Below are 25,448 nucleotides of genomic sequence, written 5' to 3' on the forward strand. Positions count from 1 at the left end.
CTCTAATTATATTTTTGAATATCTGAAAAAGCTTTTTCTTAAATAGTTTAATACAAAATCAATAGAAAGGCCTAGTGCTAAGATCACAATTTGCAAGGCAATAATTCTACCATGATTCATAAACTTATCTGAGTTTTTGATTAAAAAACCTAAACCTCCAGCGGCAACCAAAATAGATTCCACCGTAACTAACATCATCCAAACAATGGCAAGGTTTTGACGTATAACATCAATAACATAATCTATTCTTCCTTTAACCACCACTTCCCATAATACTTCCCATCTATTACAGCCAAGCGATCTAGCATGGTCAAATTCTTCTTGCGGAATGCTATTTACCATACTCAATAATGACGTGGTTAAATAGGTGCTCATAAAAACTACCAAAACCCAAATTTGCATGGTTCTAGCATCACTTATCAAAATAGCCAAATAGAAGGTGATTCCTGTAAGCGGTAAATACCTTAATTTACTTAATGTTTTGGCTACCGGTTGTATTACAGGAACCGTAGACAAGTAGCTAAATGTTAATGAAATGAAGATGGCAATAATAATGGCAGAAAAACACAATAAAAGTGAATTTCCAATATGTACAACCAAACCCTCATTGTAAAGTTCTGAAAAACCTTGCAGAACTTGTTGAGGTGAAGGGAATAAATGTCTATCGCCCATACTTGAAGCAAACCAGATTCCGAAAAGCGCTACAATCCATACCAGGACAATAACAAGTTTTGTATTCTTGCTTACATTTTCAAAAGGTGTAAATATGTTTTTCATGATGATTACAAATTAGTATAAACCTAAAACCGCACCAAAATAGTATTACAAAATTGGAGCGGTTTTTTGAGTTTTAAGATTTATTTTATTTTAATAGAACAATAACTACCCTACGGTTTTTAGCTCTTCCAGAATTTGTTGAATTATTTTCAACAGGTTCATCTTCTCCCTTACCAATTACGTTTTGGAAACGAGATTGAGGAATACCTTTAGTTCTTAAAAAGTTGACAACAGCCTGTGCTCTGCGTTGCGATAGATCGTAATTTGCTTCGCTAGAACCTGTATTATCTGTATGGCCTTCTAAGCTTAACTTCGTGTCTTCTGCTTGTATCAAAAGGTTGTAAATAGTTTCTAAAGTACTTTGAGAAGACGCAGAAATATTTGCGCTACCCGTATCAAAACTAATATTCCATTCTCCAGAGGCCATTACTTCACTAGCTTCTTTCGTATAATCTGCTTTGTACGCCGTACCAGACTCAATGTCATTAATGTTTTTAATGAAATAAAGGTTTACCGCTTCATCATAAGGAACAATACGTTTTACAGATTCATTGAAACCAAACGGATTCAATTCTTTTAAATAGGTAGATACTTGGTTGTAAACTGCTTTATAACGGTTTGTTCCATCGGTAATACCGTAATATTGCATCACATCAGAATAGTTAAAAACTCTTGACCCACCCATGTTGTAATCAATACCGTTTTTACTTCCTTTCTGACCTTTAAACATGTCATACCAGTATTTAGCACTCTCTAAGTCATAAGTGTCTGCAACAGCTTCAGAAGCTCTTACTTGCCATTCATCATACTGTTTCATTTGGTTTGAAGCCGTTAAAGCCGACTTCAATATATTACTTACAATTTGAGGGTGTTGTGTAGACCATTCTTTAACAGCAATAACCGTAGTTGCCATTTGGTTGTTAAATTCTTTGGTAGAGGCAACATCTGTAAATCCACTTAAGGCATCAAATACCATCTTATCTCCAGGTGTCCATGTAGCACAACCATCAATTTTTTTGTTGATTGTTTTTCCTGTAAGTTTTCCGTTTTTAACTTCCTTTAAAGGAACCGTCCAGCCAGATTTTTGAGATTTAATAAGTTCTTCTGCAGATTTGATGTAATCATCATCCTGAGAAGGGTAGAAGTTTACAGCTTCAGGATCGTAAGTATTAGAATCTGGATTTACTTTAAGTCCGTTTGCAAAAGCATAGTTCAGTGCAGTCACCCAGTCACCATCACCTAAAACCGTAGAAATTAAAGCCCCTTTCATGCTTTTTGGATCTACTTTCCAGCTTGGTGGGCCAATTAATTTATCTTCACCGTAACTGATACCTACAGCACCAACTACCTGTACGTGATATTTATCTTTCCCAAATTTATCGTCTAAAGCTTGTTGCATGGTGCTGATGTAAAAAGGAGCACCATCTCCCATCATAATAATGGCAAAAGCACTTTTGTCTGCATCAGGGTATTCTTCACCACGGTCAAATTCTTCAACGAATTTCATTTGCATGTTACGCAATTCTGATAACCAATCTTGACGAATAATTTCAAGATTAACACCGTTTTGCTCCATCAAAGAACCTTTAGTTGTTTTAGGCCCCCCGTTCGCTACAATAATTCCTGATTGTGCATTCCATGCATACGCAGCAATACGTACCAAAGGTTTGTTTTTCACATCGCTAGAGGTACTGGTAGATGGTAATGGTAATTTCGCAGAAGTAATTACATTGTTTACTTCATTCTTATCCACATTAAGTTCGTCTAGTGTTTTTGCTTCACCAACTCGTAATCCTGGTGCAAAGTAATATACAGCACCTAGAATACCACCTAGTAATACGACTACTATTAATAATTCTGATAAGGTAGTGAGTTTCTTTGTTCGTAAAATCTTACCCATTGTTATTGTGTTTAGTTATTTAGTATTTAAAAAGTTAATCAAACATATTTCCAAAACCACCACTTTCTTGCTTGTCTTCTTGTGTTAGTTTATAGTTTGGATTTTTGTATTTTTTAGAATCAGGAACATAATCTTTCCCGGTCTTAATTTTATCAGCCAAGGTATCTAGTTGCGCATATAACTCATCACTGTCAATATCATATTTGCTGGTAAGCATATCTATATCTGATAAGTTTTCCTGCGTTCTGGCAATATCCATAGCAATAGTTTCTGTAATAACATCTAGCGCATATTCTAACTCCCAATCTTTGGTGAAATGCATAGCAGATTTAGCACCTTCTGTAGCTTCTCTTGCTGTTTTAGCAAACGCGTATTCTTTTTCTAACATCTGAATAGTAACTTCAAAATCTGATATTTTGATGTCTATGGCTGTTCCTGCCAAAGTAAGTTTACGGTCTAGTTTGCCCATTACATTAGCACGACTGCCATATTTCTGGATAAAACTTTTACTCTGCTCCAATTGATGTGTTACGCGCTGCGACTCTGATAATTTTTTGGCCAACGCACTGTGTAATTCAACATACTCATCGGTATCTTTTCCTGCAGAACCTTTTTCGCCTACTAAACGCTCCATTTCAGATTTTATCTTTTGCGCCTGTTTTTGAAGAGCTACTACCCGGTCTTGATAATCTTTGGCTTCTTTTTCAGCCTTATAAGATTCAGCTTCCATATTACTTTTTAAAGCTTTTATTTTCGCCTTAGATTCTTTAAACACCTTTCGGTTGCTAAGCATTTTTTGTTTCTGCTCTTGTAGCTCTCCAAAAGGATCGTATTTTATTAACGATTTATGAAGCGCCCTTGTAAGCCTACGCAAGCCTTTAAATATCACAGGAAGCATAAGGATAAAGAACACAACAAAGATAGCAACACCCGCTAAAGCAATGATTTGCCCTAATGCTGTGAAAAGTGGTGGTAAAATATAAACCCATGCTCCGTAACCAACAGCAGCAAACAGCGCAAGTTTAATGGCAGTATTTAAACCTTTTTCACCATTTCTCCAGTTGTTAGGGTTTAAAGAAATTTCACCCTTTTCATCATCAAAATGCTTTAAAATAGGTAAGTCTAGGATATGACTTTTTGATTCTTCAGTATTCATTTAGGGTTTTTTATAGGTTGATTTTTATTCCGTCGGCTACTGTTGTAATAATCTCTAGAATTTTGGTTTTTGCGATATCGTTCGCTACTATTTTTTGCTCTATTTCCGCCATTTCAGAGGAGGTACCATTATCAAGGGCATCTAACTGATTTTTTTTATCGCTAGCTTGCGTCTGTAATTGAAGAATTTGTTTTTCTAATTCAGACACTTCTTTGGATAAGGTTGTTCTCTGATGTGATAAATTAGATTGAAACTCTTCTTTTTTAGCATTTCCTTTAGAGTGGTATTTTTCATGCACATCATTAATTTCTTTGATGTAAAAATTTGCACCATCTAAAAGGGAGTCTTTGGTTACTTTCGGATCAACACTTTGTGCCATCGTATAAGCCATTTTGTACACATTAGGATCATTTGATCCTACGGCCTTTATCGCTTTAAAGAACTCATAAAAGTCATAACCAGGTAAATTCAAAGATTCAAACCCTGATTCATACATGTCAATAACACTGTTTAAAACAGAATTATCTATAGATGAAGAATCAACTTGACGTTGTGGAGTAGGGGTAGCTCTGGTAGTTTCTGGAAACTTAGTGGTAGAAGCTACTGGTTCACTAGGAAAATCAATTTTTTCTTCCGGTTTTGATGTAGTAGCCTTTTGCGCTCCATCGTTTACAAAAAGTGATTTCCAATTAAATTTTTCTTTTGCCATGGCAAGTTGGTTGTCTTTACTATTAAAATATGTTCTGTTTCTGTTAACAGGCTATAAAATTAGGTAATTTTACCAATTATAGCTTATTTACTACTTTTTAAATGCTAATTTCTTCTTTATTTATAGGTATTGTATACTTCAATTTTGTTACAAATTATTTAACAAATTTATTCCATGCCACTCTTAATACTACCATTATAACTGCAAACACGAGTAAAAGTTGTGTAAACCCTCCTAAGAATACAACGCCAAAATAGGATCTTTGGAGTACAAACAATAGAATAAATGATATTCCGATCATGACAATTAAGCTAGATAATCGTGTAAAGCCCGGTAATTTAGACATTTTAATTTTTCTATTTAATATTAGAAGGATTAAAATCATAGCCACAATGGGTACAAAATAGGTCACTAAACCGAGTTGTAGGATGCTTGATCCTAGAAATAATATATTGTATAGCAATAAGAATAATGCCAAAACGCCAGGAATACAGACCGAGTATACTAAAAAAGACATGATGTATTTTATAGCGCCAATGTTTTTTGCATTTACAATAAGCGTACTGAGAATGGCTAGCACTAAGGCCGCAATGAAATAGTACAATACTCCAGATTGATTGTTGTTAAACCATGAAATAATATCTTGTATGCTCATAGGTTGTTTAAATATTTTCAGAGGTATCAAAAACACTAATTTCTTTTACTGCTGCAGCTATTTCCGGAATATCCTCTTCCGTTATGGTAATTAATATTTCTTCGCTTATCGGGGTTATGTTGACAATTCTATTTGCCTGCCTTTGAATTATTTTTTCAAAAAGGTTTCGCATGGTTCTAGCGTTACCAAAACTTTTGTGCCTTTTATCATAAACACTTATAATGATTTCAGAAAGTTTGTCTTCTGCATCTGCAGTAAGTGTAAAGTCAGATTTTTTAGAAATCAATTTAAATATTTCTAATAAAGGGCCTGGCTTGTAATGATCAAAATTTAAATAGCGATTAAAACGCGATTGTAATCCAGGGTTAGATTGTATGAAAATTTCCATTTCGTCAGGATAACCTGCTACAACGACTACAAGACTATCTCTTAAATCTTCCATTCGCTTTAAAAGTACTTCTATGGCTTCAGATCCAAAATCATTAAAACCACCAGAAGTAAGTGAGTAAGCCTCATCAATAAATAGTACTCCGTCTGAGGCTGCACTAATAATTTCATCGGCCTTAAGTGCTGTCTGCCCCACATAACCAGCAACCATTCCAGATCTATCTGTTTCAACTAAATGGCCTCTTTTTAAATAGCCTAAATGTTTAAATATACGCCCTAGCATTCTGGCTACGGTAGTTTTACCAGTTCCAGGAGGTCCCATAAAAACAAAGTGAAGTGAGGTTTTGTTTGCTTTTAATCCTTTCTCTTCTCGAATTTTCTGAACCTTCAAAAAATTAATAAGGTCATTTACATTCTTCTTAATCTCTTCTAAACCTACAAGTTCATTTAATTCTTCTAACACCTTTTCCATGGTGTCATCTTCAGGAACTTCAATATAGGTTGAGTTTTCTGTACTCCTTTTGGGATTGTTTATTTTTTTAGAAATAGATTTCAGTAATTGTTCTTCTTTTTCTGCAACCACACCGTCCGCTTGTGCCATTAATAAAGCAATTCTATTCAAGAAAGAAGCAATAGCATCAAATTCGTTACTCTTTATCTTATTTAAGACTAAAGTGGAAATGTATTCTGACTTTAGTTCTTCTTTGGGTTGATAAAAAGAAGTGTCTTGAATGAGTTGAACATTGGCATCAAAATGTTTTGCTAAAGGTAATTTTGCTAATTTTTGTATATCAAAAGATTGTGCAAGATCTTTACCTTGAAGTTTTTCATAGAGAAAAATAAGGGTAAATTTTATTTTGTTGGGTATTCTTGATTTTGCGTTGTACGTTAAAGCAAAGGTATTGTACAATGTAACTACATCTCGCAATAACAAATGTTCCGCTTTGTATTGTGTTCCTGAAAAACTCTCATCGGTGATCGATTTTAAAGCGCTCTTATATTTGTGATCTGAATTTAAAGAAAGACAGATGCTCCAGGCTTTATTCCCTTCTTTTCTTAGTACATCAATAAATTCAGGCGTAATAGTATCGTGGTCTTGGTTCATTTTGTTGGTCATGAGCAATACATTGCTTTTGAGGGCTTAAAGATAAGTGTTTTTAATAATCATGGTATCCAAAGTTATTTACTTGGTTGGGTCTGTATACTTCGGCTCTTGGTCTTTCTCTTAATAAAAATTCCTCAATGACGACAGTTACCATTTCATCATCTGTATCTGTATCTTCAATTCTATATCCGCTATTTTTATAAAAAGGTTTTGTTTTTAATTCACCGGTCGCTTCATATACCGCTAGGTACATTTTAAAATTCTTATCATAGTCATCGCCATCTCTATGTTTAAAAACGTATCCTATGTATTTTTTATTACGGTAGGTGATCTCTTTTTGTACTAAAAACAATATGGAGTCATTTTCTTCCTTGAAATTCTTTCGTTCAAATAATTGTGCCTCGGCTAATAGTTTTTGTGTCTTGTACTTGGCAGGGAATAAGGGTAACTTATTAACTTCTTTTAATTTTAAGAACAGTAAATTTCGACTATTAATTTCCTTAGCCAATTCGTTGAGTTCTTCTTTGTTTAGGGCATTCGGAGTAGACGCTAATAATGCTGCTTTAGTAGTTTGAATGTCTGGATCTTTAAGTAAATCTAATTTTTTAAAAAACAATTGTACTTCTTTATCTTTAGCAAAAGGCTGTAAAAGCTGAATATAATCTTCTAGAACAGAACTTTTTTTATTTACATTTAAATTATTATAATACTGATTGGTATTTTTATTATTAGTTTTTCCTAGTTCTCTTTTTAATTGAATTTTAGCATCATTTAGCATCTGCTTTCTATATTTCTTATAGCTATTTTTCTTTATGAGGCCTTCTGCTTTTAGTTTTGCTAAAAGCGAAAAGATAGAAGATTTATACTCCTCAATTGCGCTATAGTCCAGAATTTCAGGGTATAGTTTTTTGGCTAGTGGCAAGCTATCCATATACGGTTTAAATATTTGAAAAATTTCATAGGAACTAGATACCAATGGAAGGTCTACGGACATTAAATTTAAAAGTTGTTCTGCAGATTCTGAGGTACTTTTTTTAGCAATCGCTTGCAGAATTTTAGTTTGTGATGATGAGTTATTGTAAGAATCTTGGTAGAAATCACTATAAAAGGCAATAGTTTCAGAATCGTCAATAGCTGCTAAACGCTCAATTAAATAGCTCTGTATGTTTTTCTGGTTTTCTTTAAAATCAAATTCAGTTATAATATGTTTCAGGGAATCAATGTCTTTTTTCTCAAATTGAATAAAAGGATAGCCATTTAAAACAATGCTGTCATTATTTCGGAGTGCTTTAAAAAACTGATTGGTTTTATCTGTTAGAACATTTTTTCCAATAACGGTGTCTAAGGGTTGAAAGTTGTCAAAAAATTCTTGAACAAATTTGCTGGGTTTGCGAATCGTATCGATGACTGCTTGTAGTTCATATAAAGCTCCGCCTTTGAGAATGTTTTTAATCATGATCCCTCGTGTACTAGCAGTGTCTGTAAGGGTTAATTGTAATTCGCTATATCCCTTTGGGTGATGAATAATTTTTTCATGAGTAGTGTTAAACCTTTTGTAAGCATATAATTTCTTTCTAAGAGCCCAAACGGAGTCAAGAGACGTAAACATTAAAAAATCATGAGATTTGTTTAATTGTACGGTAATAGCTTCATTATTTTTATTTTGATAAACGCTTCTCTTCGTGTAAGCATTATAAGGTTTTATTTCTTTTTTATTGTATCCGTTGCTATTCACTACAAACTTTGGTGGTTTTACAGGAGATATAGTAGTAAAAAATAACGCGGTGTCTTTTACCATGGAATATGGTTCAGGATATTTTGCCGCTTTTATTTTAAATGAATTGAAGTACGCAGTGGCTTCTTCTGTATTTGGAGTTAAGATACCTAGCAAATAATAGTCCTCTCCTTTAATCTTTGTCATTAAATGAAGCTGTTTATCACTTAAACTATCGGTTACAGCAACGGACTCTAAACTATTATTTTTAAACTCTTTGTAGGTGGGTTTAAGTTTTAAGTCTTGATAGAAACGGTGTTGTATTTGTTTTAGCTCAAAACTATCTTCTTCAATGTAATTATAATCATGCAGTGTAACTTTTTTTAAAAACCGATAGGTATTATAATTGCTATTTACGCCTTGAATAAATCTATTTCCCGTTCTACGCGTATTGGTAAATGTATAATTAGCGGGCATTTCTACCTCAAAATCATCATAGCTAGAAGATACTATTTTTAGCGTGTTTTTAAGATCTTTAAAGAGTATGCTATTAAAAATAGTATCGGAAAATTGTTTTACATAGGTACCATGCCCGCCCATTTTAAAAATAATAATTTCTAATGGGGTTACAAAGATTTGGTAGCGCTGGTGCTCTCCATTTTTTAACAGATTTTTAATGTCAATTCCTTTAAATCCATTTCTTGAGATATTCGTCTTCTCAATAATTTTTCCTGGGATATTTTCAAATAACAATTTGTCTATATCCTCTATAGAGTATACTGCATCTTCTTTTAGAAAAGAATAGGTCGGAATTCTATTTACCGTAAAGAAACTACCATTTGCCAAATCTGGTGATACATAAAAGGTATTAGAGAATTCTGCTATGGGATATAGCTTGTTTGGGAGAGAGACTGTAAAAAGCGAGTCGTCTACCGATTGGTATAAATACTTGTTTTCTTTAATTTTTTCCTCAAATACTTCTTTTAAGTGCACGCCTTTCTTACTTGATTTAGAGGTGAGTGCTTTTACGGTATATCCTTGCTTACGTAACAACGCTATAACTCCGTGTTCTCCGGGTAAATGAGCAGCGCCGATTCCGGCGAATACCTTTGAGTGTTTAATTGTAGAGTCTAGCTTCGTAGCCATATTAATGTTCCGGGTGTAAAGCATATTTTGCAAATAGTACTCAGTATACATGCCCTTATCAATAGAATCTAGAAGATTAATGTTTCGTTCTCGGTAGGCATCTTGCAACAATTGCAAAGGTTCTTGTTGTTGCATTTTCTTTTGGAGCCATTCTGCTGGTTTATCTTTGATGCTATTAAAGCTAGCACGACCAACTAGGGCGGTAGACTCTTCTATGTCTTCTAATGCAATAACGGGTTTGTTAAATTTCTTACCAGCCTGATAAATGAACATGTCTAAATACGTATCCTCTTCAAAGTTTTGTGAATTTTCATCCGATCGGTATAAAATACTGTTAATCATTTGATCTTCAAAACCTAAGTAACTAGAGATCTCTTCTTTTTTGGGGTTTTCAATTTTAAATGCACTCGTGTAGAACCCTTTGGTCATAAAGCTTTCTCCAAAAGCAAAGCCCATACTGTCCTCATTATCTAACCATGTATTTGGGTCTGATTCTAATGCAATAACATCACTGTTATTAAGGGCTTCATAAAAAACATCATCTAAACGAAACGCAATTTTTTTGCTTACGTGCATGGTACCGTAGAGGTAGGAACTTTGTTTTAGTCCATTTCCAGATATTTCCCAAAGGAGACTATTTTTTTCTTGAGCACTACTCAAAAAATAGCATAAGAAAAAAACGAAACTAAATGATAAACGCATTGGCAATCTTGGTATAAATAGGTTTGTAGGCGTTATGGTTACTATGTATAACGGTACTATTTTGATTGTATTTTTAAATCATCTAAATTTTTCACGAATACTCTAGTATGTGGTAGGCTTTCGGGGTAATTTTTCTGTAAAAATGAAATCAATTTTTCACGTACTAAAACACGTAAATCCCAAGCGGTGGGAGAATCTTTTGCGCTCATCAAGGCTCTAATTTCTACACTCTGTTCTTTGGAGTCTGTTACTTGTAAAACATTTACATCACCATCCCACAAATCTGTACTTTCTAATATTTTGGTCAATTCAGTTCTAATTTCATCAAATGGTACCGTGTAATCCGTGTATAAAAATACGGTCCCTAAAATGTCTGATGAAGTTTTGGTCCAGTTTTCAAAAGGTTTTTCAATGAAGTAGGTCGTGGGTACAATCAGGCGTCTTTTGTCCCAAATATTTACGACCACATAGGTGAGTGTAATTTCTTCTATTCGTCCCCATTCTCCTTCAACAATAACAACATCATCAATTTTAATGGGTTGGGCAATGGCAATTTGAATTCCAGCTAAAATACTACCCAGCATTTTTTGGGCAGAAAAACCAAGTATAATTCCTGCGACCCCGGCAGATGCAAAAATACTTACACCAATTTCACGAATACTATCAAAACTCATCAACGCAATACCAATAGCAAAAATGATGAGTATAAAGATTACAATACGCTCTAAAATATTAAACTGGGTATATATTTTTCGAGCTCTTAAATTGTTGGAGGCATTAACATCGTAATTTTCTATCACCTTTTGCTTAATAATTCTAATAATTGCAATTAGTAACCAGGTAATAGCACAAATGATTAAAAGAGTACTAATTTTTTGAAGCGCATAGGTAACTTCACTAATTCCTAAAGTATCATGGATGACTCTAATTCTAATTAGAATAGCGATAAAAAGGATAAATATGGGCTTTGTTAGTCTTGAAATACTTTTTTTATCTATTAAATATTTAGGGTTTTTCCCAAAATGCCGTAAAATTTTTACAGTAATGTATTGTAAAATAGCTAAGGCTAAAAGTGCGGCAACAATATAGACCAAGACATTTGGTTTTTGTAATAGATTTTTAAACATATTTTTTTAGGTTTAAATTACTGTAGTTGCAACATAAGAAAACAATACTTTTTCTATGTTAAATCGCTGTGAAAATTGAATTTAACTATAATATCATAAATAAACTAATTGGTGGTTTTAAAGGATTTAAAATTAGCATGTAGTATTTTTGTAGTCTGAAAAAGAAAATTTAAAGATTATGAAAGGAGTATTAATGGTTAATTTGGGTTCGCCAGAAAGTCCTACGGCTAAAGATGTTAAGCCGTATTTAGACGAATTTTTGATGGATGAAAGAGTAATTGACGTTCCAAATATTCTTAGAAATATCATTGTAAGAGGTATTATTCTTCAAACAAGACCTAAGAAATCTGCTGAAGCCTATGCTAAAATATGGTGGGATGAAGGTTCTCCATTGGTCGTTATTTCTGAAAGATTTGCTAAAAAAGTGAGCACCCAAATTCAAATGCCCGTGGCCTTAGGAATGCGTTATGGTAAAATGAGCATTAAAAAGGCAATGCAAGAGTTGAAAGACAAGGGTGTCGATGATGTTATTTTAGTGCCTCTGTATCCGCATTATGCCATGTCTTCCTTTGAAACTGTTGTGGTGAAAACCATGGAAGTAAAAGATGAGTTTTTTCCAGAGATGAAAATAACCACCTTGCCTGCTTTTTATAAAAATGAAGACTATATAAAAGTCCTTTCCGAAAGCATTGCAAAACATTTAGAAGGCTTTGAGTATGATCATATCTTGTTTTCATATCATGGAATTCCTGAACGTCATATCCGAAAATCAGACCCAACAAAATTTCATTGTAAAATAGACGGAAGCTGTTGCCAGACAAATTCTGTAGCACATAACACGTGTTACCGTCATCAATGTTATGACACTACGGAGAGTGTAAAGAAATATTTAGGCTTGCCAGAAGATAAAGTAAGTGTGTCTTTTCAGTCAAGACTACCAAATGATCCCTGGTTGAAACCGTATACTGATTTTGAATTTGAGCGTTTCCCGAAAGAAGGAAAGAAGCGTTTGGCTGTGATTACACCTGCGTTTGTTTCAGATTGCTTAGAAACGCTTGAGGAAATCGCTATGGAAGGTAAAGAGCAATTCCAAGAAGCAGGAGGAGATACCTATAAGCATATTCCTTGTTTAAATGATGATGATTCATGGGTTTCTGTGATGGCAGAATGGTTAAACAACTGGGAAAAAACTGAAAAACTGCCTGTATAATGGCAAAAGTCTCCGCTGATCAACTCGGATCTGAATCTATAGGTAAATTACTTGTAAAACAAGCTGTACCTGCATCCATTGGTATCTTAGTGATGTCTCTTAATGTATTGGTAGATTCCATCTTTGTTGGGAATTGGATTGGTTCTATTGCTATTGCGGCAATAAATGTAGTATTACCTGTTTCTTTTTTTATTGCAGCATTGGGGATGTCCGTCGGGATTGGCGGGTCTAGTATTATCTCCCGTGCCTTAGGGGCAAATAACAGAGAAAAAGCATTAAAAACATTCGGAAATCAAATAGCGCTGACCCTTTTAATAACCATCATTATGGTTATTTTAGGGTTAACGTATGTTGATTCTATTATCCCGGCATTTGGGGGAAAGGGTAGAATATTTGATCCCGCAAAAGTCTACTACACCATTGTTTTATACGGAGTGCCTTTTCTAGCCCTTTGTATGATGGGCAATACCGTTATTAGGGCAGAAGGGAAGCCAAAATTTGCGATGATTGCGATGATTATTCCTTCTATTGGAAATCTTGTGATGGATTATATCTTCATCTATATTTTTGATTGGGGAATGGCTGGAGCCGCATGGGCAACTACTATTGGGTACGTGTTATGTTTTTCATATGTGCTCTATTTCTTCATCTCGAAAAACTCAGAACTTAAAATCGGATGGTCGCACCTAAAATTTCATCTTCCTATTTTAAAGGAAATAGGTTCTTTAGGGTTTGTAACCTTGGCAAGGCAGGCAACGACGAGTATTGTTTATTTATTGATGAATAATATACTGTTTGGTTTAGGAGGCGAAGCAATGGTCGCCGTTTACGCTATTGTAGGCAGGATGTTGATGTTTGCACTTTTTCCTGTATTTGGAGTTACTCAAGGGTTTTTGCCTATTGCGGGTTTTAATTATGGTGCAGGAAAATACCAAAGGGTACGAGAAAGTATTTCTACGGCAATAAAATATGCAGCAATCATGGCAAGCGTTGTATTTGTTGGGTTAATGATTTTTCCTGCGGAAATAGCATCTTTATTTTTGAGTTCTAAGGAAGGTATTTCTGCAAGTGAACTGGCGATGAATGCCTATGTTTTAGAACACACCCCAATGGCTATGCGTTTAGTGTTTGCGGCTACTCCAATTATTGCATTGCAGTTAATAGGTGCGGCGTATTTTCAAGCAATCGGAAAAGCAACACCAGCATTATTATTGACATTAACGAGACAAGGTTTCTTTTTTATACCGTTGATTATAATTTTACCAAACTATATGGGCGAATTAGGCGTTTGGTTGTCATTTCCTATTGCAGATGTGCTAGCGACGATTGTTACTGGATATTATTTAAGAAAGGAAATGAAGAAAGAATTAAGCTGATTTCTAGCTTAATATAATGCCTTCATAAGACTGTTTTATTAATTCCTCTCCATACTTGCGTTCTAATTTTCTAATAGCAAAATGGGCATGTGCCATGCGTTGAAAATGGTGTATAAATGCTAAGTTGATAGCACCTCCGCCAGCAGCACCCAAGATAGGAATGGCTTGTGCAACAAATTTTTCAGAAACCTGAATACTAAATCGAGATGCAATAGCACCTAATATTTGCAGAAATGGGTTAGAACTTCCTTTTAGCATACTGCCTACTAATTTTCCGGCGCCATTTGTAGCTCCTTTAACCGTAGTACTTAGTGTAATGCGGGTGGCATAATATCCAGTTTCAAGATGGTCATCATGTTTGCTTTTTCCTCCTAAGGCAAAAACTTGTAAACAGGCCAACTGGGTATCTAACTCCATTAGGTCTTCCCCTTCGCTTCGAGCGATATCCATTATGGAACGCATCATAAATTTTGTGGCAACGGCTAAATCTGCAGAAAAAGCAATGACCCCAAAAGTTCCGCCTAAAATACCAGAAGAAGTTACAACGGCCTTATAGGTATTGTTTAATGGAGAAGAAATTACCTTGTTTGTTTTCATGGAAAGCAAATTGGTTTTCACCACTTTTTGTAATGCACTGTAGCTAGCTTCTTGCAACCATTTTTGTTGCTTTTGTGGGAGTAGCTCTACTTTATTCTGAATGATATTCCCAACACTGTTTAAACCTTTCATCGCCCAGCCAATTTCTTCCATTTGCTGTTTCGCATGGGTTAGAATTTTTAAATCGCTTTCGGCTAATTTAGTACTTGAGGTGAGTTTAGACATGAATTCAGGAATTTGTTTAATCTATAGTATGAGTAGTGAAAAGTACTCAATTGTTACATCTTTTTTAGAAAGTTCATGCTATAAAGGAAATTATATTTTCATAAACGTTCAAAACTCCTTAATTTACAAACGACTAATTTTAATAACTTACTATGACCACCAACTACCTCAAAAATGGCATGATTATGCTATTGCTTTGTGTGTTGCCGCTAACAGCAATTGCGCAAAAAAGAAAAAAATCTAAACAAACAACGACTCAAATTCCTGAAGCTTTATATTCTAGTTTGGATTATAGGCTAATAGGTCCTTTTCGCGGGGGTCGTTCTGCGGCCGTAACGGGAGTGCCCAATCAGCCAAACTTATTTTATTTTGGCGCAACGGGTGGTGGTGTTTGGAAAACTACAAATGGTGGTAGAGCATGGGAAAATATTTCTGATGGCTTTTTTGGCGGTAGCATTGGCGCTATTGAAGTTTCTAAAAGCGACCCAAATGTAATTTATGTGGGTGGTGGCGAAAAAACGCTGCGTGGGAATGTATCTTCTGGTTATGGCGTTTGGAAAACTGAAAATGCAGGTAAAACATGGACGTCCGTAGGACTTGATAAAAGTAGACACGTGCCTAGACTTCGGGTGCATCCAACAAATTCTGATATTGTTTATGCTGCCGTATTAGGAAATATTTATAAACCTACACAAGAACGTGGTATTTATAAAAGTACAGATGGGGGTAAAAATTGGAAAAAGACACTTTTCGTAAATGATCAGGCTGGTGCTGTAGATTTGGTTTTTGATCCTAATAATCCTAGAATTTTATATGCATCTACGTGGCGCGCAGAACGTACGCCCTATAGTTTAAGTAGTGGAGGTGATGGTTCTGCCTTGTGGAAAAGTACAGATAGTGGTGATACATGGTCGGAAATTTCTAAAAACGAAGGTTTCCCAAAAGATACTGTAGGGATTATTGGGGTAACTGTTTCTCCAAAAAATTCTGATCGCGTTTGGGTAATTGTAGAAAACAAAGAAAAAGGAGGCTTGTACCGCAGTGATGACGGAGGTAAAAAATGGACGCAAGTAAACGATGAGCGTAAATTGCGTCAGCGTGCTTGGTACTATACGCGTATTTATGCCGATACCGAAGATGAAGATGTGGTGTATGTACTGAATGTAAACTATCATAAGTCTAGTGATGGTGGTAAAACATTTTCAACCTTTAATGCTCCTCACGGAGATCATCATGATCTTTGGATTGCTCCAGAAAATGCTAACCGAATGATTATTGGCGATGATGGTGGTGCACAAATATCATATGATGGTGGCGAAACATGGAGTACGTATTACAACCAACCCACCGCACAATTTTACAGGGTGACTACAGATAATTCATTTCCGTATCGTATTTATGCAGCGCAGCAAGATAATTCTACCATTCGCATCAATCACAGAAGTGACGGACGCAGTATTGATGAAAATGATTGGGAAGAAACAGCTGGGGGAGAATCTGCATGGATTGCTGTAGATCCTAAAAATGATGATATCGTATATGGCGGTAGTTATGATGGTTTTCTAACACGCGTAAACCATAAAACAAAAACGGTTCGCGGAATTAACGTATGGCCAGATAATCCTATGGGAGCTGGTGCAGAAGCCATGAAATATCGTTTTCAATGGAATTTTCCAATTATTTTCAGTAAACATAATCCGAAGAAATTATATACATTTTCTAACCATGTGCATGTATCAGAAAATGAAGGGCAAAGCTGGACACTTTTAAGTGAAGATTTAACTAGAAATGATCCTACAAAACTAGGTTCTAGTGGTGGACCCATAACACAAGATAATACAAGTGTAGAATATTACTGTACCATTTTTGCAGCGAATGAGAGTCCGCTAAAAGAAGGCTTGCTTTGGGTAGGTAGTGATGATGGCTTGGTTCATGTCACCAAAGATGGTGGTGCCTCTTGGAGCAATGTAACGCCTACGAATATGCCAGAATGGGCTATGATCAATAGTATTGAGCCTTCGGCTTTTGATGCAGGAACATGCTATGTTGCTGCAACACGTTATAAATTAGGAGATTTTGAGCCTTACTTATATAAAACGACAGATTATGGTAAAACGTGGAGTAAAATTACCAATGGTATTTCTAAGGAACACTTTACTAGAGTAGTGCGTGAAGATCCTAAAAGAAAAGGGTTACTCTATGCTGGTACTGAAACAGGAATGTATATTTCTTTTGATGACGGAGCAAACTGGAATCCGTTTCAAATGAACTTGCCTATTGTACCTATTACAGATTTAGCGATCAAGGATGATAATTTAATTGTGGCCACACAGGGTAGAAGTTTATGGATGATTGATGATCTAACAGTGTTGCATCAACTCAATACTTCTGATAAAGATAAAGCGACTATTTTATTTCAGCCTAAAGACAGTTACAGAACTAAAGGACGGGCAAGTAAAAAACCGTCTAAAACAGCTGGTCAAAACCATCCTAACGGAGTGGTTACCCATTTCTATTTGAATACAGTAAATGAAAAAGACAGTATCGCCTTAACGTATTTAAGTATGAAAGGAGATACACTAGCTTCTTTTTCAAATACAGCGAAGGATAAAGACAAGAAATTAGAACTTAAAAAAGGGGGCAATACCCATGTTTGGGATACCCGTGGTAAAGGTGCTAAAAAGTTAGATGGGATGATTTTATGGTGGGCAAATTTAGAAGGAGCAAAAGCAGTTCCTGGAGCGTACCAAGTGAGTTTGTCGGTGAATGGAAAAAGTAGCACTGAAGCATTTAAAATTTTACCAGATCCTAGAGCAGAGGCTTCCGTGGTAGCTATGCAAAAGCAATTTGATTATATCACCGATATTAATACGACCATTGATAAAGCGCATACCTCTATTGAGAAAATCAGAAATATTACCAAGCAACTAGATGCTTTTTCAAAGCAATATAAAGGCAATGAACAAACGAAGGTTTTATTGGAGAAAGCAAAAGCAATGAAAGAGAAGTTTGGCGCCGTAGAGAAGGCTTTGTATCAAACACAAAATAGAAGCGGACAAGATCCTTTAAATTTCCCGATTAAATTAACAAATAAGCTCGGGCATTTAAATAGTTTGGTGGCTATTGATGATTTTCCGCCTACCGCACAAGATATTGTAGTTAAAAATGAATTGACAGCTGAAATAAATGCACAATTAAGTACTTTTGATGCGCTGATTAGTAAGGAGATTAAAGGTTTTAATGAAGAATTCAATCAGCTAAAACTTAATTACTTATTTGTAGAGGAATAATGACAGAACTATACGGGTATATAAAAGCATTGCATTTAATTTTTGTAATCACTTGGTTTGCGGGCCTTTTCTATGTTCCACGACTATTTATAAACCATATAGAAGCGGCATTAAGACCGTCTCCAGAAAAAGAGATCTTAACAAAAGAATTTAAATTAATGACCAAAAGGCTATGGTATATCATTACCTGGCCTTCGGCCATTTTAGCCATATTATTCGCGGTTTGGTTGCTAATACTATTTCCTGCTTGGTTGCAACAACCATGGATGCATGTAAAATTAGGATTTGTTGTGCTGCTAATTTTTTATCACCTTAAAAACCACCAGATATTTAAGCAATTGCAGCGCGATGAAATAAAGTATACGTCTAAATTTATGCGTATTTGGAATGAAGGTGCTACTATTATTTTATTTGCCATAGTTTTTTTAGTGGTATTAAAAAGTACTATTAGCTGGGTTTATGGCGTTGTAGGGATCATAGCTTTAGGGGTATTACTTATGTTAGGCATTAAACTTTACAAACGTATCCGCGATAAAAACCCCAATGCTTAGTAGTAAGTGTGTTTCAGTATCTTTTGGTGTGATTATTGCTACCTTTAGAATTCAGAAAATTCAAACAATAAAGCGTGTTCAATAAAGTTTCCCTCAGGTCCCGCATATTTATTTCAATGATTGTCTTGGTGCTTTTAGCATCGGTATTAATTGCTGGGGTTACCATCTATCAATATGGAGAACAATCTAAAGATTATCATGAGGACCGTTTAGAGCGTAAAGAGGAGCAGATAAAGGAAAATATACGGTATACGTTGCAACGGACTACTTACGTAGCGACAACAGAAAATTTAGACCTTATTTTTAAAGATGAAATTTATCAAATAGCCGATGTGCTTAATGTAAATTTTAATATTTATGATTTAGAAGGCGGGTTAGTAAAAAGTTCTAGACCAAAATCGAAATTTCAGAACGATTCTATTTCGATGTGTTTGACACCAGAGGTTTTAAATAACCTAAAAAATAGTGCCAATTCTAGGTATTTAGAAGAGAAATCTGCCGCTGGAGATAAATACCAAGCCTCATACACCTACATTACCGATGGTAGGTTTAAACCTATCGGAATTCTAAATTTACCTTATTTTGAAGACAATTCATTTAACGATCATGAGCTAAAAGAGTTTTTACTGCGCTTAGGTGGTGTTTATCTTTTTATGTTGCTCATTGCTATTCTCTTATCCTATATTATTTCAAAATATATTACGAGGTCATTGCAAACAGTTTCTGATAAAATGAATACCACTTTTTTAACCAAACGGAATGAAAAAATTAGTGTGGGTAATCCTTCTGAAGAAGTAGGAAAGTTGATTAATGCCTATAATGCCATGATTGATGAACTGGAAATAAGCGCTGTAAAATTGGCAAAGAGTGAACGGGAACAAGCATGGCGAGAAATGGCAAAACAGGTAGCGCATGAAATTAAAAATCCGCTTACGCCCATGCGATTAACCGTACAGAGTTTTGAACGAAAGTTTGATCCTGCAGATCCTGAGGTTAAAAATAAATTAAAAGAATATTCAAAAACATTAATTCAGCAAATAGATACCATGAGTAATATTGCGGGTGCATTTTCTAATTTTGCCGAAATGCCTGCACAGCAAAATGAAACCCTTAATGTGGTTAAAATTGTAAAATTAGGATTAGATATTTTCAATGAAAGCTACATTCATTTTATTGCCGATGAAGAAGAAATTATTGCCAAATTAGATCGTACACAGCTAATTAGAGTGCTTACCAACTTGGTAAAAAATGCCATTCAGGCCGTACCGGAAGTGGAATCTCCAAGAATATTGGTAACCGTTTCATCGGAAGATAATTTTGTAAAAATTTCAGTTGCAGATAATGGAATTGGGATAAAAGATGAGTTTAAAGAAAAAATATTTGAACCAAAATTCACGACTAAATCTAGCGGAATGGGTCTTGGTTTAGGGATGGTTAAAACAATTGTTGAAACCTATAATGGGTCTATTGATCTTACCTCGCAACCGGGAAAAGGAACTGTTTTTACAGTGAAGTTTCCTAGGATAGTGTAATTTATATATAACTTCTTTTATCCGCTACAAAATATAGATTTATGAGCAGTTTTTGGAAAGCAGCCCCTTTAGAAAAAGTTATAAGGCATAAGATAGAGTATCATCAAGTAAAGGCAGAAAAGGTAAGACCAGGAAAAAGATTAAATATACAAGAAGCTAATGACTTATTTTTTGTTACAAATGAATCCATAAGCTTAACCTATTTTTGGACAAGCATATTTTTGGCGTCATTATTATTAGTTTTTTTTTTAATTATTCTTTTTACGCAAGATAATGTAGAATTAGAGGTATTTATTTTACCAATTTTCCCCTTTTTGATTGCACTTATTTTTCTAATGATTCATATAATGGCACCAGTTAAAGAAATAGTGTTAGATCGTTTAAATGGTAAAATCACCTATCCAAAAACTTTTATTGATAAAGAACATAGAACTATTGAGTTTGATTCTTTACATGTATATAGAACCTTAACTACCTCTGGTGATTTTGCTATAACAGGTGAAAAAATATTTATTAAAGACCGTAAATACAACTATACTTGGACTTTAGAATCTAATGAATGTTTAGAATATTGGAGTTTTATGGTGTGGTATATGGATAAAAACAGACCATTACCACCAGGTAGCGCTTTTGATCCATACCGTGAAAATGATTACTTAAGGCGTAAAGAAGAAGGTTTTCCTAAGCCCTTATACCCTAGTGGTGTTAACACTCCTGAAGCTAAACCTGCTTGGCAAAAAGAACGTAAGAAAATTGGTGGGTGGTAATTATTAATTATAACAAATAACATAAGGAACCATACACAACTGAGAACAAAAAAGAATACATTTTCAACACCTACAATTCCCCCTTTGAAGGGGGTGCCCGCAGGGTGGGGGATGTTAAAGTGGAACAACAACAGTAAGCTTAAAATTAGTAATTGAGATCAGCAGCGCTAAGCGGGCTAAGGGCATTTTAAATCGTCATTAAATGAAAATAAAAAAAAGATATGGTAAATATGGTGGGTATTTACCCCATTGTGTGGACAGAGATATTATTAGACGTATTAAAAAAGAAGAGGCAAATAATCCTGAATATTATATTCGAGTAGATGATAAGTTTTTCATATTAAATGAGGCACTCATAACTGATAGCTATAAACATATAGGATTTTTTATATATGGATTATTGTTATTTATTACTATTTTAAGGCTAGGTGCTGGTAAAGAAATAAATTTCTTTTTATCTTTTATTTTCTTTTTAATAGGCAGTTTATCAATTTTTTATTATCATAATCACCCAAAAAAAGAATTAATTTTAGATAGAATGAATGGGATGATCACGTTCCCAAATTATTTTTATTTCAAACCTTTCACCATGCCTTTTGAAGATTGCTTAGTAGCATGGTCCGTTAAAAATTCAGGGGTATCTCCTACAGCACCAAGATTATCATTATTACATCCTAATGGTTTTACAAGTACAGACGTTATGGGAGCAGATATTTTGGAAGATTGGTGTTTTATGAATTGGTATATGGATAAAAATAGGCCCTTACCTCCAGGTACTGCTTTTGATGAATACAGGTTGCAAGATTTTGAACGCAGAAAAGCTGAGGGTTTTCCTAAACCTTTAATTCCAGGTACATTTCACACACCAGAACGCACTCCATCTCAGCATAGACAACGTAAAGAAATTGGTGGTTGGTAAAATTGTATTACTTTTAAATATATAGCGTAAATACTACAATAAAATGACAAAACAGAGTTGGTGGAGGGAAGCTCCATTACCCTTTAAAATACTTACCTATCCAACAGAGGATAAGGTAACGAAATGGTTTGAGCAAGAAAGCGATAATAAAAAGGAAACATTTAATCAGGAACAATTTCAACTTTTATTAGCTTCAAAAGGAGTAAGTATTGGAGCACTTTGTTTTTTTGTTTTAGGTATTTTTATGACTATAATTTTAACTCTTCTGGAACTTACAAATGAAGTTCTCAACTTTGATGAAAGTTATTTCTGGGGATGTTCAGGTTTTTTTATTTTAAGTGCTTTATTTTGGTTGTATAGCTTTGCAATACCTAATAAGATACTTACGTTAAACCGTTTTACGGGTATAATGACGTACCCTAGCTATGGTTTTTATCCGCATTTTACAACTACATTTACTAGAGCTACAGTTTACAGGGTTATTATGAGTGGTGCGGATGCTACATTAGCAGGAGCAAAACTAACAGCCCGTAACCCATATGATTCCGGAGTTGGCAGAGGTAATTACGATTTAGCAGATGGTGACCCAGAAGAGTGGTGGAGTTTTTATGTGTGGTATATGGATAAAAATAGACCCTTACCACCCGCAAAAGCTTTTGATGAATACCGCGAGCAAGATTTTGAACGCAGAAAAGCAGAAGGTTTTCCTAAACCTTTATATCCAAGCAATATACCTACACCTGAAGCTACAAAAGAGCAACAAGCAGAACGTAAGAAAATTGGTGGATGGTAAGATTAGGTTATTTTTAAACACTTATAAAACATCATTATAAATAAAAATTATAAAAATATAATGTAGTTTATCGCTAAACGTTCTAAAAGTGTGTGAACCTAAAACAATAATAGAATGACAAAAAAGAGTTGGTGGAGGGAAGCTCCATTACCATTTACAATACTTACTTACCCTACAGATATAAATGTAACGAAATGGTTTGCAACACAAAGTGACCGTAAAGATGAGGCTTTAAATGATAAACAATTTAAAACTGCATTAGCAACAAGGGGCATAAGTATTGGTGCCCTCTATTTTTTTGTGTTAGGTATTTTTATGACTATAATTTTAACTCTTCTGGAACTTACAAATGAAGTTCTCAACTTTGATGAAAGTTATTTCTGGGGATGTTCAGGTTTTTTTATTTTAAGTGCTTTATTTTGGTTGTATAGCTTTGCAATACCTAATAAGATACTTACGTTAAACCGTTTTACGGGTATAATGACCTACCCTAGCTATGGTTTTTATCCTCATTTTACAACTACATTTACTAGAGCTACAGTTTACAGGGTTATTATGAGTGGTGCTGATGCTACATTAGCAGGAGCAAAACTAACAGCCCGTAACCCATATGATTCAGGAATTGGCAGAGGAAATTACGATTTAGCAGATGGTGACCCAGAAGAATGGTGGAGTTTTTATGTGTGGTATATGGATAAAAATAGACCCTTACCACCTGCAAAAGCTTTTGATGAATACCGCGACCAAGATTTTGAAAGACGTAAAGCTGAGGGTTTTCCTAAACCTTTATATCCAAGCAATATTCCTACTCCTGAAGCTACAAAAGAACAACAAGCAGTACGCAGGAAAATTGGTGGTTGGTAATTAGTTAGTTTAAAAATAGAAAATAATAGTATCTTCAATTACTATAGTACTAAAATAGACAAACAAACAATTATCTAAATACATTGGCAAAAGATTTAACAAGAGCTATTACACATGAAAATTATGGAAAGGCAGAAAGTGGCTTGCAAAAATATTATCATAAGGTAGAAAAGATAATTTACCATACACCAATGAAACTAACGAAAGAAGAAGTGGAAAAAGGTGGAATCTTTACTTTTTCATCGGATGAATTTATTACTTCACCTGATACTTCTAATGGCCTACCTTTTATTGTAGGGGGAGGTTCTCTTTCCAGTTTATTAGCATTGTTTTTTTTACTAAAAGAAGAATTGGGTACTCCTGGAACGGTATATGTTTGTATTGCTGTTACAGCATTAATTTTCTCTATTATTTACTATTTTACAAAGCCTCCAAAAGAAAGCATTCTAAACCGCAGAGATGGTTTAATTACCATAGAAGGAGCATTATACCAACCCAATATTACTATGCGGTTTAAGGATGTTATTTGTTGTTACAGTACTGGTGGTGAAAATGGTTTAGGAGCTTTTCGATTAGAAGTCATACGCCCCAATAATTATACTTTTGCTATGCTTAATGCAGGAGATAAAGATTGTTATCATGATGTTTCTTTTTTTACGTGGTATATGGACAAAAATAGACCCTTACCACCTGGCAGTGCTTTTGATCCTTTTAGAGAAAAAGACTTTGAACGTAGAAAAGCAGAAGGTTTTCCGAGACCACTCTATATGAGCAATGTACCAACACCCGAAGCTACTCCGGAACAACAAAAAGAAAGAGAAAGATTCTGGAAAGAAGAATTTATAGAGAAAGATGGCGTTTTAATGAGGCATTTTACCTCTAGCGGGATAGACAAATAAAGAATAAAAATGTCAATGCGATGAGTTGATATAGAAATTAAATAACATCTCTGAAATAAGTAATTATTTACCAAGTTATATTGGTTAAAGACTAAAAACAATATTAGAATGACAAAGAAAAGTTGGTGGAAAGAAGCTCCATTACCCTTTAAAATACTTACTTACCCTACAGATGAAAATGTAACGAAATGGTTTGCAATACAAAGTGAACGTAAAGATGAAGCTTTAAATGATAAACAATTTAAAACTGCATTAGCAACAAAAGGAATAAGTATTGGTGCATTTTGCTTTTTTGTTTTAGGTATTTTTGTAACTATAATTTTCACACTTCTAGCCTTATTTTCCGAAAATGTAAAATTTGATATAAATTATTTTTGGAGCTGTGCTACTTTTTTTATTTTAAGTGCTTTATTTTGGTTGTATAGCTTTGCAATACCTAATAAGATACTTACGTTAAACCGTTTTACGGGTATAATGACCTACCCTAGTTATGGTTTTTATCCTCATTTTACAACCACCTTTACCAGGGCTACAGTTTACAGGGTTATTATGAGCGGTGCTGATGCTACATTAGCAGGAGCAAAACTAACAGCTCGTAACCCATATGATTCAGGAGTTGGCAAAGGTAATTACGATTTAGCAGATAGTGACCCAGAAGAATGGTGGAGTTTTTATGTATGGTATATGGATAAAAATAGACCCTTACCACCCGCAAAAGCTTTTGATGAATACAGGTTGCAAGATTTTGAACGAAGAAAAGCAGAAGGTTTTCCTAAACCCTTATACCCAAGTAATATACCTACGCCAGAAGCTACAAAAGAACAACAAGCAGAACGCAAAAAGATTGGTGGGTGGTAATTATTAATTATAACAAATAACATAAGGAACCATACACAACTGAGAACAAAAAAGAATACATTTTCAACACCTACAATTCCCTCTTTGAAGGGGGTGCCCGCAGGGTGGGGGATGTTAAAGTGGAACAACAACAGTAAGCTTAAAATTAGTAATTGAGATCAGCAGCGCTAAGCGGGCTAAGGGCATTTT

General features: G+C 34.7%; 20 protein-coding genes. 11 read left to right on the forward strand and 9 right to left on the reverse strand.

What is annotated here, in order from left to right; genetic code table 11:
* Positions 1-6: 6 nt before the first annotated feature.
* The 8 genes from GQR94_RS09040 to GQR94_RS09075 form a co-directional block, all read right to left on the reverse strand.
* Positions 7-777: an ABC transporter permease gene (locus GQR94_RS09040; protein WP_158975190.1), complete on the reverse strand. Its 771-nt coding sequence runs from the start codon at positions 775-777 to the stop codon at positions 7-9.
* Between the two features lie 85 nt (positions 778-862).
* Entirely contained in the window at positions 863-2,677 is a 1,815-nt protein-coding gene (locus GQR94_RS09045) for an OmpA family protein (protein WP_158975191.1), read from the reverse strand.
* A gap of 34 nt (positions 2,678-2,711) precedes the next feature.
* Positions 2,712-3,833 carry a hypothetical protein gene (locus tag GQR94_RS09050; protein WP_158975192.1) on the reverse strand — a complete coding sequence of 374 codons (1,122 nt, stop codon included), beginning with the start codon at positions 3,831-3,833 and terminating at the stop codon, positions 2,712-2,714.
* 10 nt (positions 3,834-3,843) lie between these two features.
* A complete protein-coding gene (locus GQR94_RS09055) occupies positions 3,844-4,542 on the reverse strand; it encodes a hypothetical protein (RefSeq protein WP_158975193.1) in 699 nt (232 codons plus the stop codon).
* Positions 4,543-4,696: 154 nt separating this feature from the next.
* A complete protein-coding gene (locus tag GQR94_RS09060) occupies positions 4,697-5,197 on the reverse strand; it encodes a hypothetical protein (protein ID WP_158975194.1) in 501 nt (166 codons plus the stop codon).
* A 7-nt stretch (positions 5,198-5,204) separates the two neighbouring features.
* Positions 5,205-6,701 carry an AAA family ATPase gene (locus GQR94_RS09065; RefSeq protein WP_158975195.1) on the reverse strand — a complete coding sequence of 499 codons (1,497 nt, stop codon included), beginning with the start codon at positions 6,699-6,701 and terminating at the stop codon, positions 5,205-5,207.
* A gap of 40 nt (positions 6,702-6,741) precedes the next feature.
* The gene (locus tag GQR94_RS09070) at positions 6,742-10,209 is read right to left on the reverse strand and encodes a TraB/GumN family protein (RefSeq protein ID WP_233268665.1); all 3,468 of its coding nucleotides are present in this window, start codon (positions 10,207-10,209) and stop codon (positions 6,742-6,744) included.
* A 98-nt stretch (positions 10,210-10,307) separates the two neighbouring features.
* A complete protein-coding gene (locus tag GQR94_RS09075; RefSeq protein WP_158975197.1) occupies positions 10,308-11,378 on the reverse strand; it encodes a mechanosensitive ion channel family protein in 1,071 nt (356 codons plus the stop codon).
* 178 nt (positions 11,379-11,556) lie between these two features.
* On the opposite strand from GQR94_RS09075, the gene hemH reads away from it, so the two are divergent.
* Positions 11,557-12,588 (forward strand): ferrochelatase, encoded by a 1,032-nt coding sequence (gene hemH, locus GQR94_RS09080; RefSeq protein WP_158975198.1) that lies wholly within the window; start codon positions 11,557-11,559, stop codon positions 12,586-12,588.
* The gene (locus GQR94_RS09085; RefSeq protein WP_158975199.1) at positions 12,588-13,964 is read left to right on the forward strand and encodes an MATE family efflux transporter; all 1,377 of its coding nucleotides are present in this window, start codon (positions 12,588-12,590) and stop codon (positions 13,962-13,964) included. Before hemH ends, GQR94_RS09085 begins: the two co-directional genes overlap by 1 nt.
* Before the next feature lie 3 nt (positions 13,965-13,967).
* Here GQR94_RS09085 and GQR94_RS09090 read toward each other — a convergent pair whose 3' ends face one another.
* The gene (locus GQR94_RS09090; RefSeq protein ID WP_158975200.1) at positions 13,968-14,786 is read right to left on the reverse strand and encodes an EcsC family protein; all 819 of its coding nucleotides are present in this window, start codon (positions 14,784-14,786) and stop codon (positions 13,968-13,970) included.
* A gap of 152 nt (positions 14,787-14,938) precedes the next feature.
* On the opposite strand from GQR94_RS09090, the gene GQR94_RS09095 reads away from it, so the two are divergent.
* From GQR94_RS09095 to GQR94_RS22460, 9 genes are all read left to right on the forward strand, one after another.
* On the forward strand, positions 14,939-18,076 hold the full coding sequence (locus tag GQR94_RS09095) for a glycosyl hydrolase (protein WP_233268666.1): 3,138 nt from the start codon (positions 14,939-14,941) through the stop codon (positions 18,074-18,076).
* The gene (locus tag GQR94_RS09100) at positions 18,076-18,627 is read left to right on the forward strand and encodes a CopD family protein (RefSeq protein WP_158975201.1); all 552 of its coding nucleotides are present in this window, start codon (positions 18,076-18,078) and stop codon (positions 18,625-18,627) included. The genes GQR94_RS09095 and GQR94_RS09100 overlap by 1 nt, the downstream gene beginning before the upstream one ends.
* Before the next feature lie 116 nt (positions 18,628-18,743).
* Positions 18,744-20,159, forward strand: coding sequence for a PAS domain-containing sensor histidine kinase (locus tag GQR94_RS09105; protein ID WP_158975202.1), 1,416 nt, complete (start codon positions 18,744-18,746; stop codon positions 20,157-20,159).
* A gap of 41 nt (positions 20,160-20,200) precedes the next feature.
* Positions 20,201-20,926: a hypothetical protein gene (locus GQR94_RS09110; protein ID WP_158975203.1), complete on the forward strand. Its 726-nt coding sequence runs from the start codon at positions 20,201-20,203 to the stop codon at positions 20,924-20,926.
* 202 nt (positions 20,927-21,128) lie between these two features.
* Complete coding sequence (locus GQR94_RS09115; protein ID WP_158975204.1) at positions 21,129-21,845, forward strand: hypothetical protein; 717 nt, start codon at positions 21,129-21,131, stop codon at positions 21,843-21,845.
* A 43-nt stretch (positions 21,846-21,888) separates the two neighbouring features.
* Positions 21,889-22,638 (forward strand): hypothetical protein, encoded by a 750-nt coding sequence (locus GQR94_RS22450; protein ID WP_199271552.1) that lies wholly within the window; start codon positions 21,889-21,891, stop codon positions 22,636-22,638.
* 114 nt (positions 22,639-22,752) lie between these two features.
* Entirely contained in the window at positions 22,753-23,502 is a 750-nt protein-coding gene (locus tag GQR94_RS22455; protein WP_199271553.1) for a hypothetical protein, read from the forward strand.
* Positions 23,503-23,585: 83 nt separating this feature from the next.
* Complete coding sequence (locus tag GQR94_RS09130; RefSeq protein ID WP_158975205.1) at positions 23,586-24,401, forward strand: hypothetical protein; 816 nt, start codon at positions 23,586-23,588, stop codon at positions 24,399-24,401.
* Positions 24,402-24,509: 108 nt separating this feature from the next.
* On the forward strand, positions 24,510-25,259 hold the full coding sequence (locus GQR94_RS22460; protein WP_199271554.1) for a hypothetical protein: 750 nt from the start codon (positions 24,510-24,512) through the stop codon (positions 25,257-25,259).
* Positions 25,260-25,448: the final 189 nt, after the last annotated feature.

Source organism: Cellulophaga sp. L1A9 (assembly GCF_009797025.1).
Taxonomy (GTDB): Bacteria; Bacteroidota; Bacteroidia; order Flavobacteriales; family Flavobacteriaceae; genus Cellulophaga.

What these genes read in the sequence shown, in the direction of transcription:
- GQR94_RS09040 (WP_158975190.1), bottom strand. Translation starts at nt 777, where the DNA reads ATGAAAAACATATTTACACCTTTTGAAAATGTAAGCAAGAATACAAAA.
- GQR94_RS09045 (WP_158975191.1), bottom strand. Translation starts at nt 2,677, where the DNA reads ATGGGTAAGATTTTACGAACAAAGAAACTCACTACCTTATCAGAATTA.
- GQR94_RS09050 (WP_158975192.1), bottom strand. Translation starts at nt 3,833, where the DNA reads ATGAATACTGAAGAATCAAAAAGTCATATCCTAGACTTACCTATTTTA.
- GQR94_RS09055 (WP_158975193.1), bottom strand. Translation starts at nt 4,542, where the DNA reads ATGGCAAAAGAAAAATTTAATTGGAAATCACTTTTTGTAAACGATGGA.
- GQR94_RS09060 (WP_158975194.1), bottom strand. Translation starts at nt 5,197, where the DNA reads ATGAGCATACAAGATATTATTTCATGGTTTAACAACAATCAATCTGGA.
- GQR94_RS09065 (WP_158975195.1), bottom strand. Translation starts at nt 6,701, where the DNA reads ATGACCAACAAAATGAACCAAGACCACGATACTATTACGCCTGAATTT.
- GQR94_RS09075 (WP_158975197.1), bottom strand. Translation starts at nt 11,378, where the DNA reads ATGTTTAAAAATCTATTACAAAAACCAAATGTCTTGGTCTATATTGTT.
- hemH (WP_158975198.1), top strand. Translation starts at nt 11,557, where the DNA reads ATGAAAGGAGTATTAATGGTTAATTTGGGTTCGCCAGAAAGTCCTACG.
- GQR94_RS09085 (WP_158975199.1), top strand. Translation starts at nt 12,588, where the DNA reads ATGGCAAAAGTCTCCGCTGATCAACTCGGATCTGAATCTATAGGTAAA.
- GQR94_RS09090 (WP_158975200.1), bottom strand. Translation starts at nt 14,786, where the DNA reads ATGTCTAAACTCACCTCAAGTACTAAATTAGCCGAAAGCGATTTAAAA.
- GQR94_RS09095 (WP_233268666.1), top strand. Translation starts at nt 14,939, where the DNA reads ATGACCACCAACTACCTCAAAAATGGCATGATTATGCTATTGCTTTGT.
- GQR94_RS09100 (WP_158975201.1), top strand. Translation starts at nt 18,076, where the DNA reads ATGACAGAACTATACGGGTATATAAAAGCATTGCATTTAATTTTTGTA.
- GQR94_RS09105 (WP_158975202.1), top strand. Translation starts at nt 18,744, where the DNA reads ATGATTGTCTTGGTGCTTTTAGCATCGGTATTAATTGCTGGGGTTACC.
- GQR94_RS09110 (WP_158975203.1), top strand. Translation starts at nt 20,201, where the DNA reads ATGAGCAGTTTTTGGAAAGCAGCCCCTTTAGAAAAAGTTATAAGGCAT.
- GQR94_RS09115 (WP_158975204.1), top strand. Translation starts at nt 21,129, where the DNA reads ATGAAAATAAAAAAAAGATATGGTAAATATGGTGGGTATTTACCCCAT.
- GQR94_RS22450 (WP_199271552.1), top strand. Translation starts at nt 21,889, where the DNA reads ATGACAAAACAGAGTTGGTGGAGGGAAGCTCCATTACCCTTTAAAATA.
- GQR94_RS22455 (WP_199271553.1), top strand. Translation starts at nt 22,753, where the DNA reads ATGACAAAAAAGAGTTGGTGGAGGGAAGCTCCATTACCATTTACAATA.
- GQR94_RS22460 (WP_199271554.1), top strand. Translation starts at nt 24,510, where the DNA reads ATGACAAAGAAAAGTTGGTGGAAAGAAGCTCCATTACCCTTTAAAATA.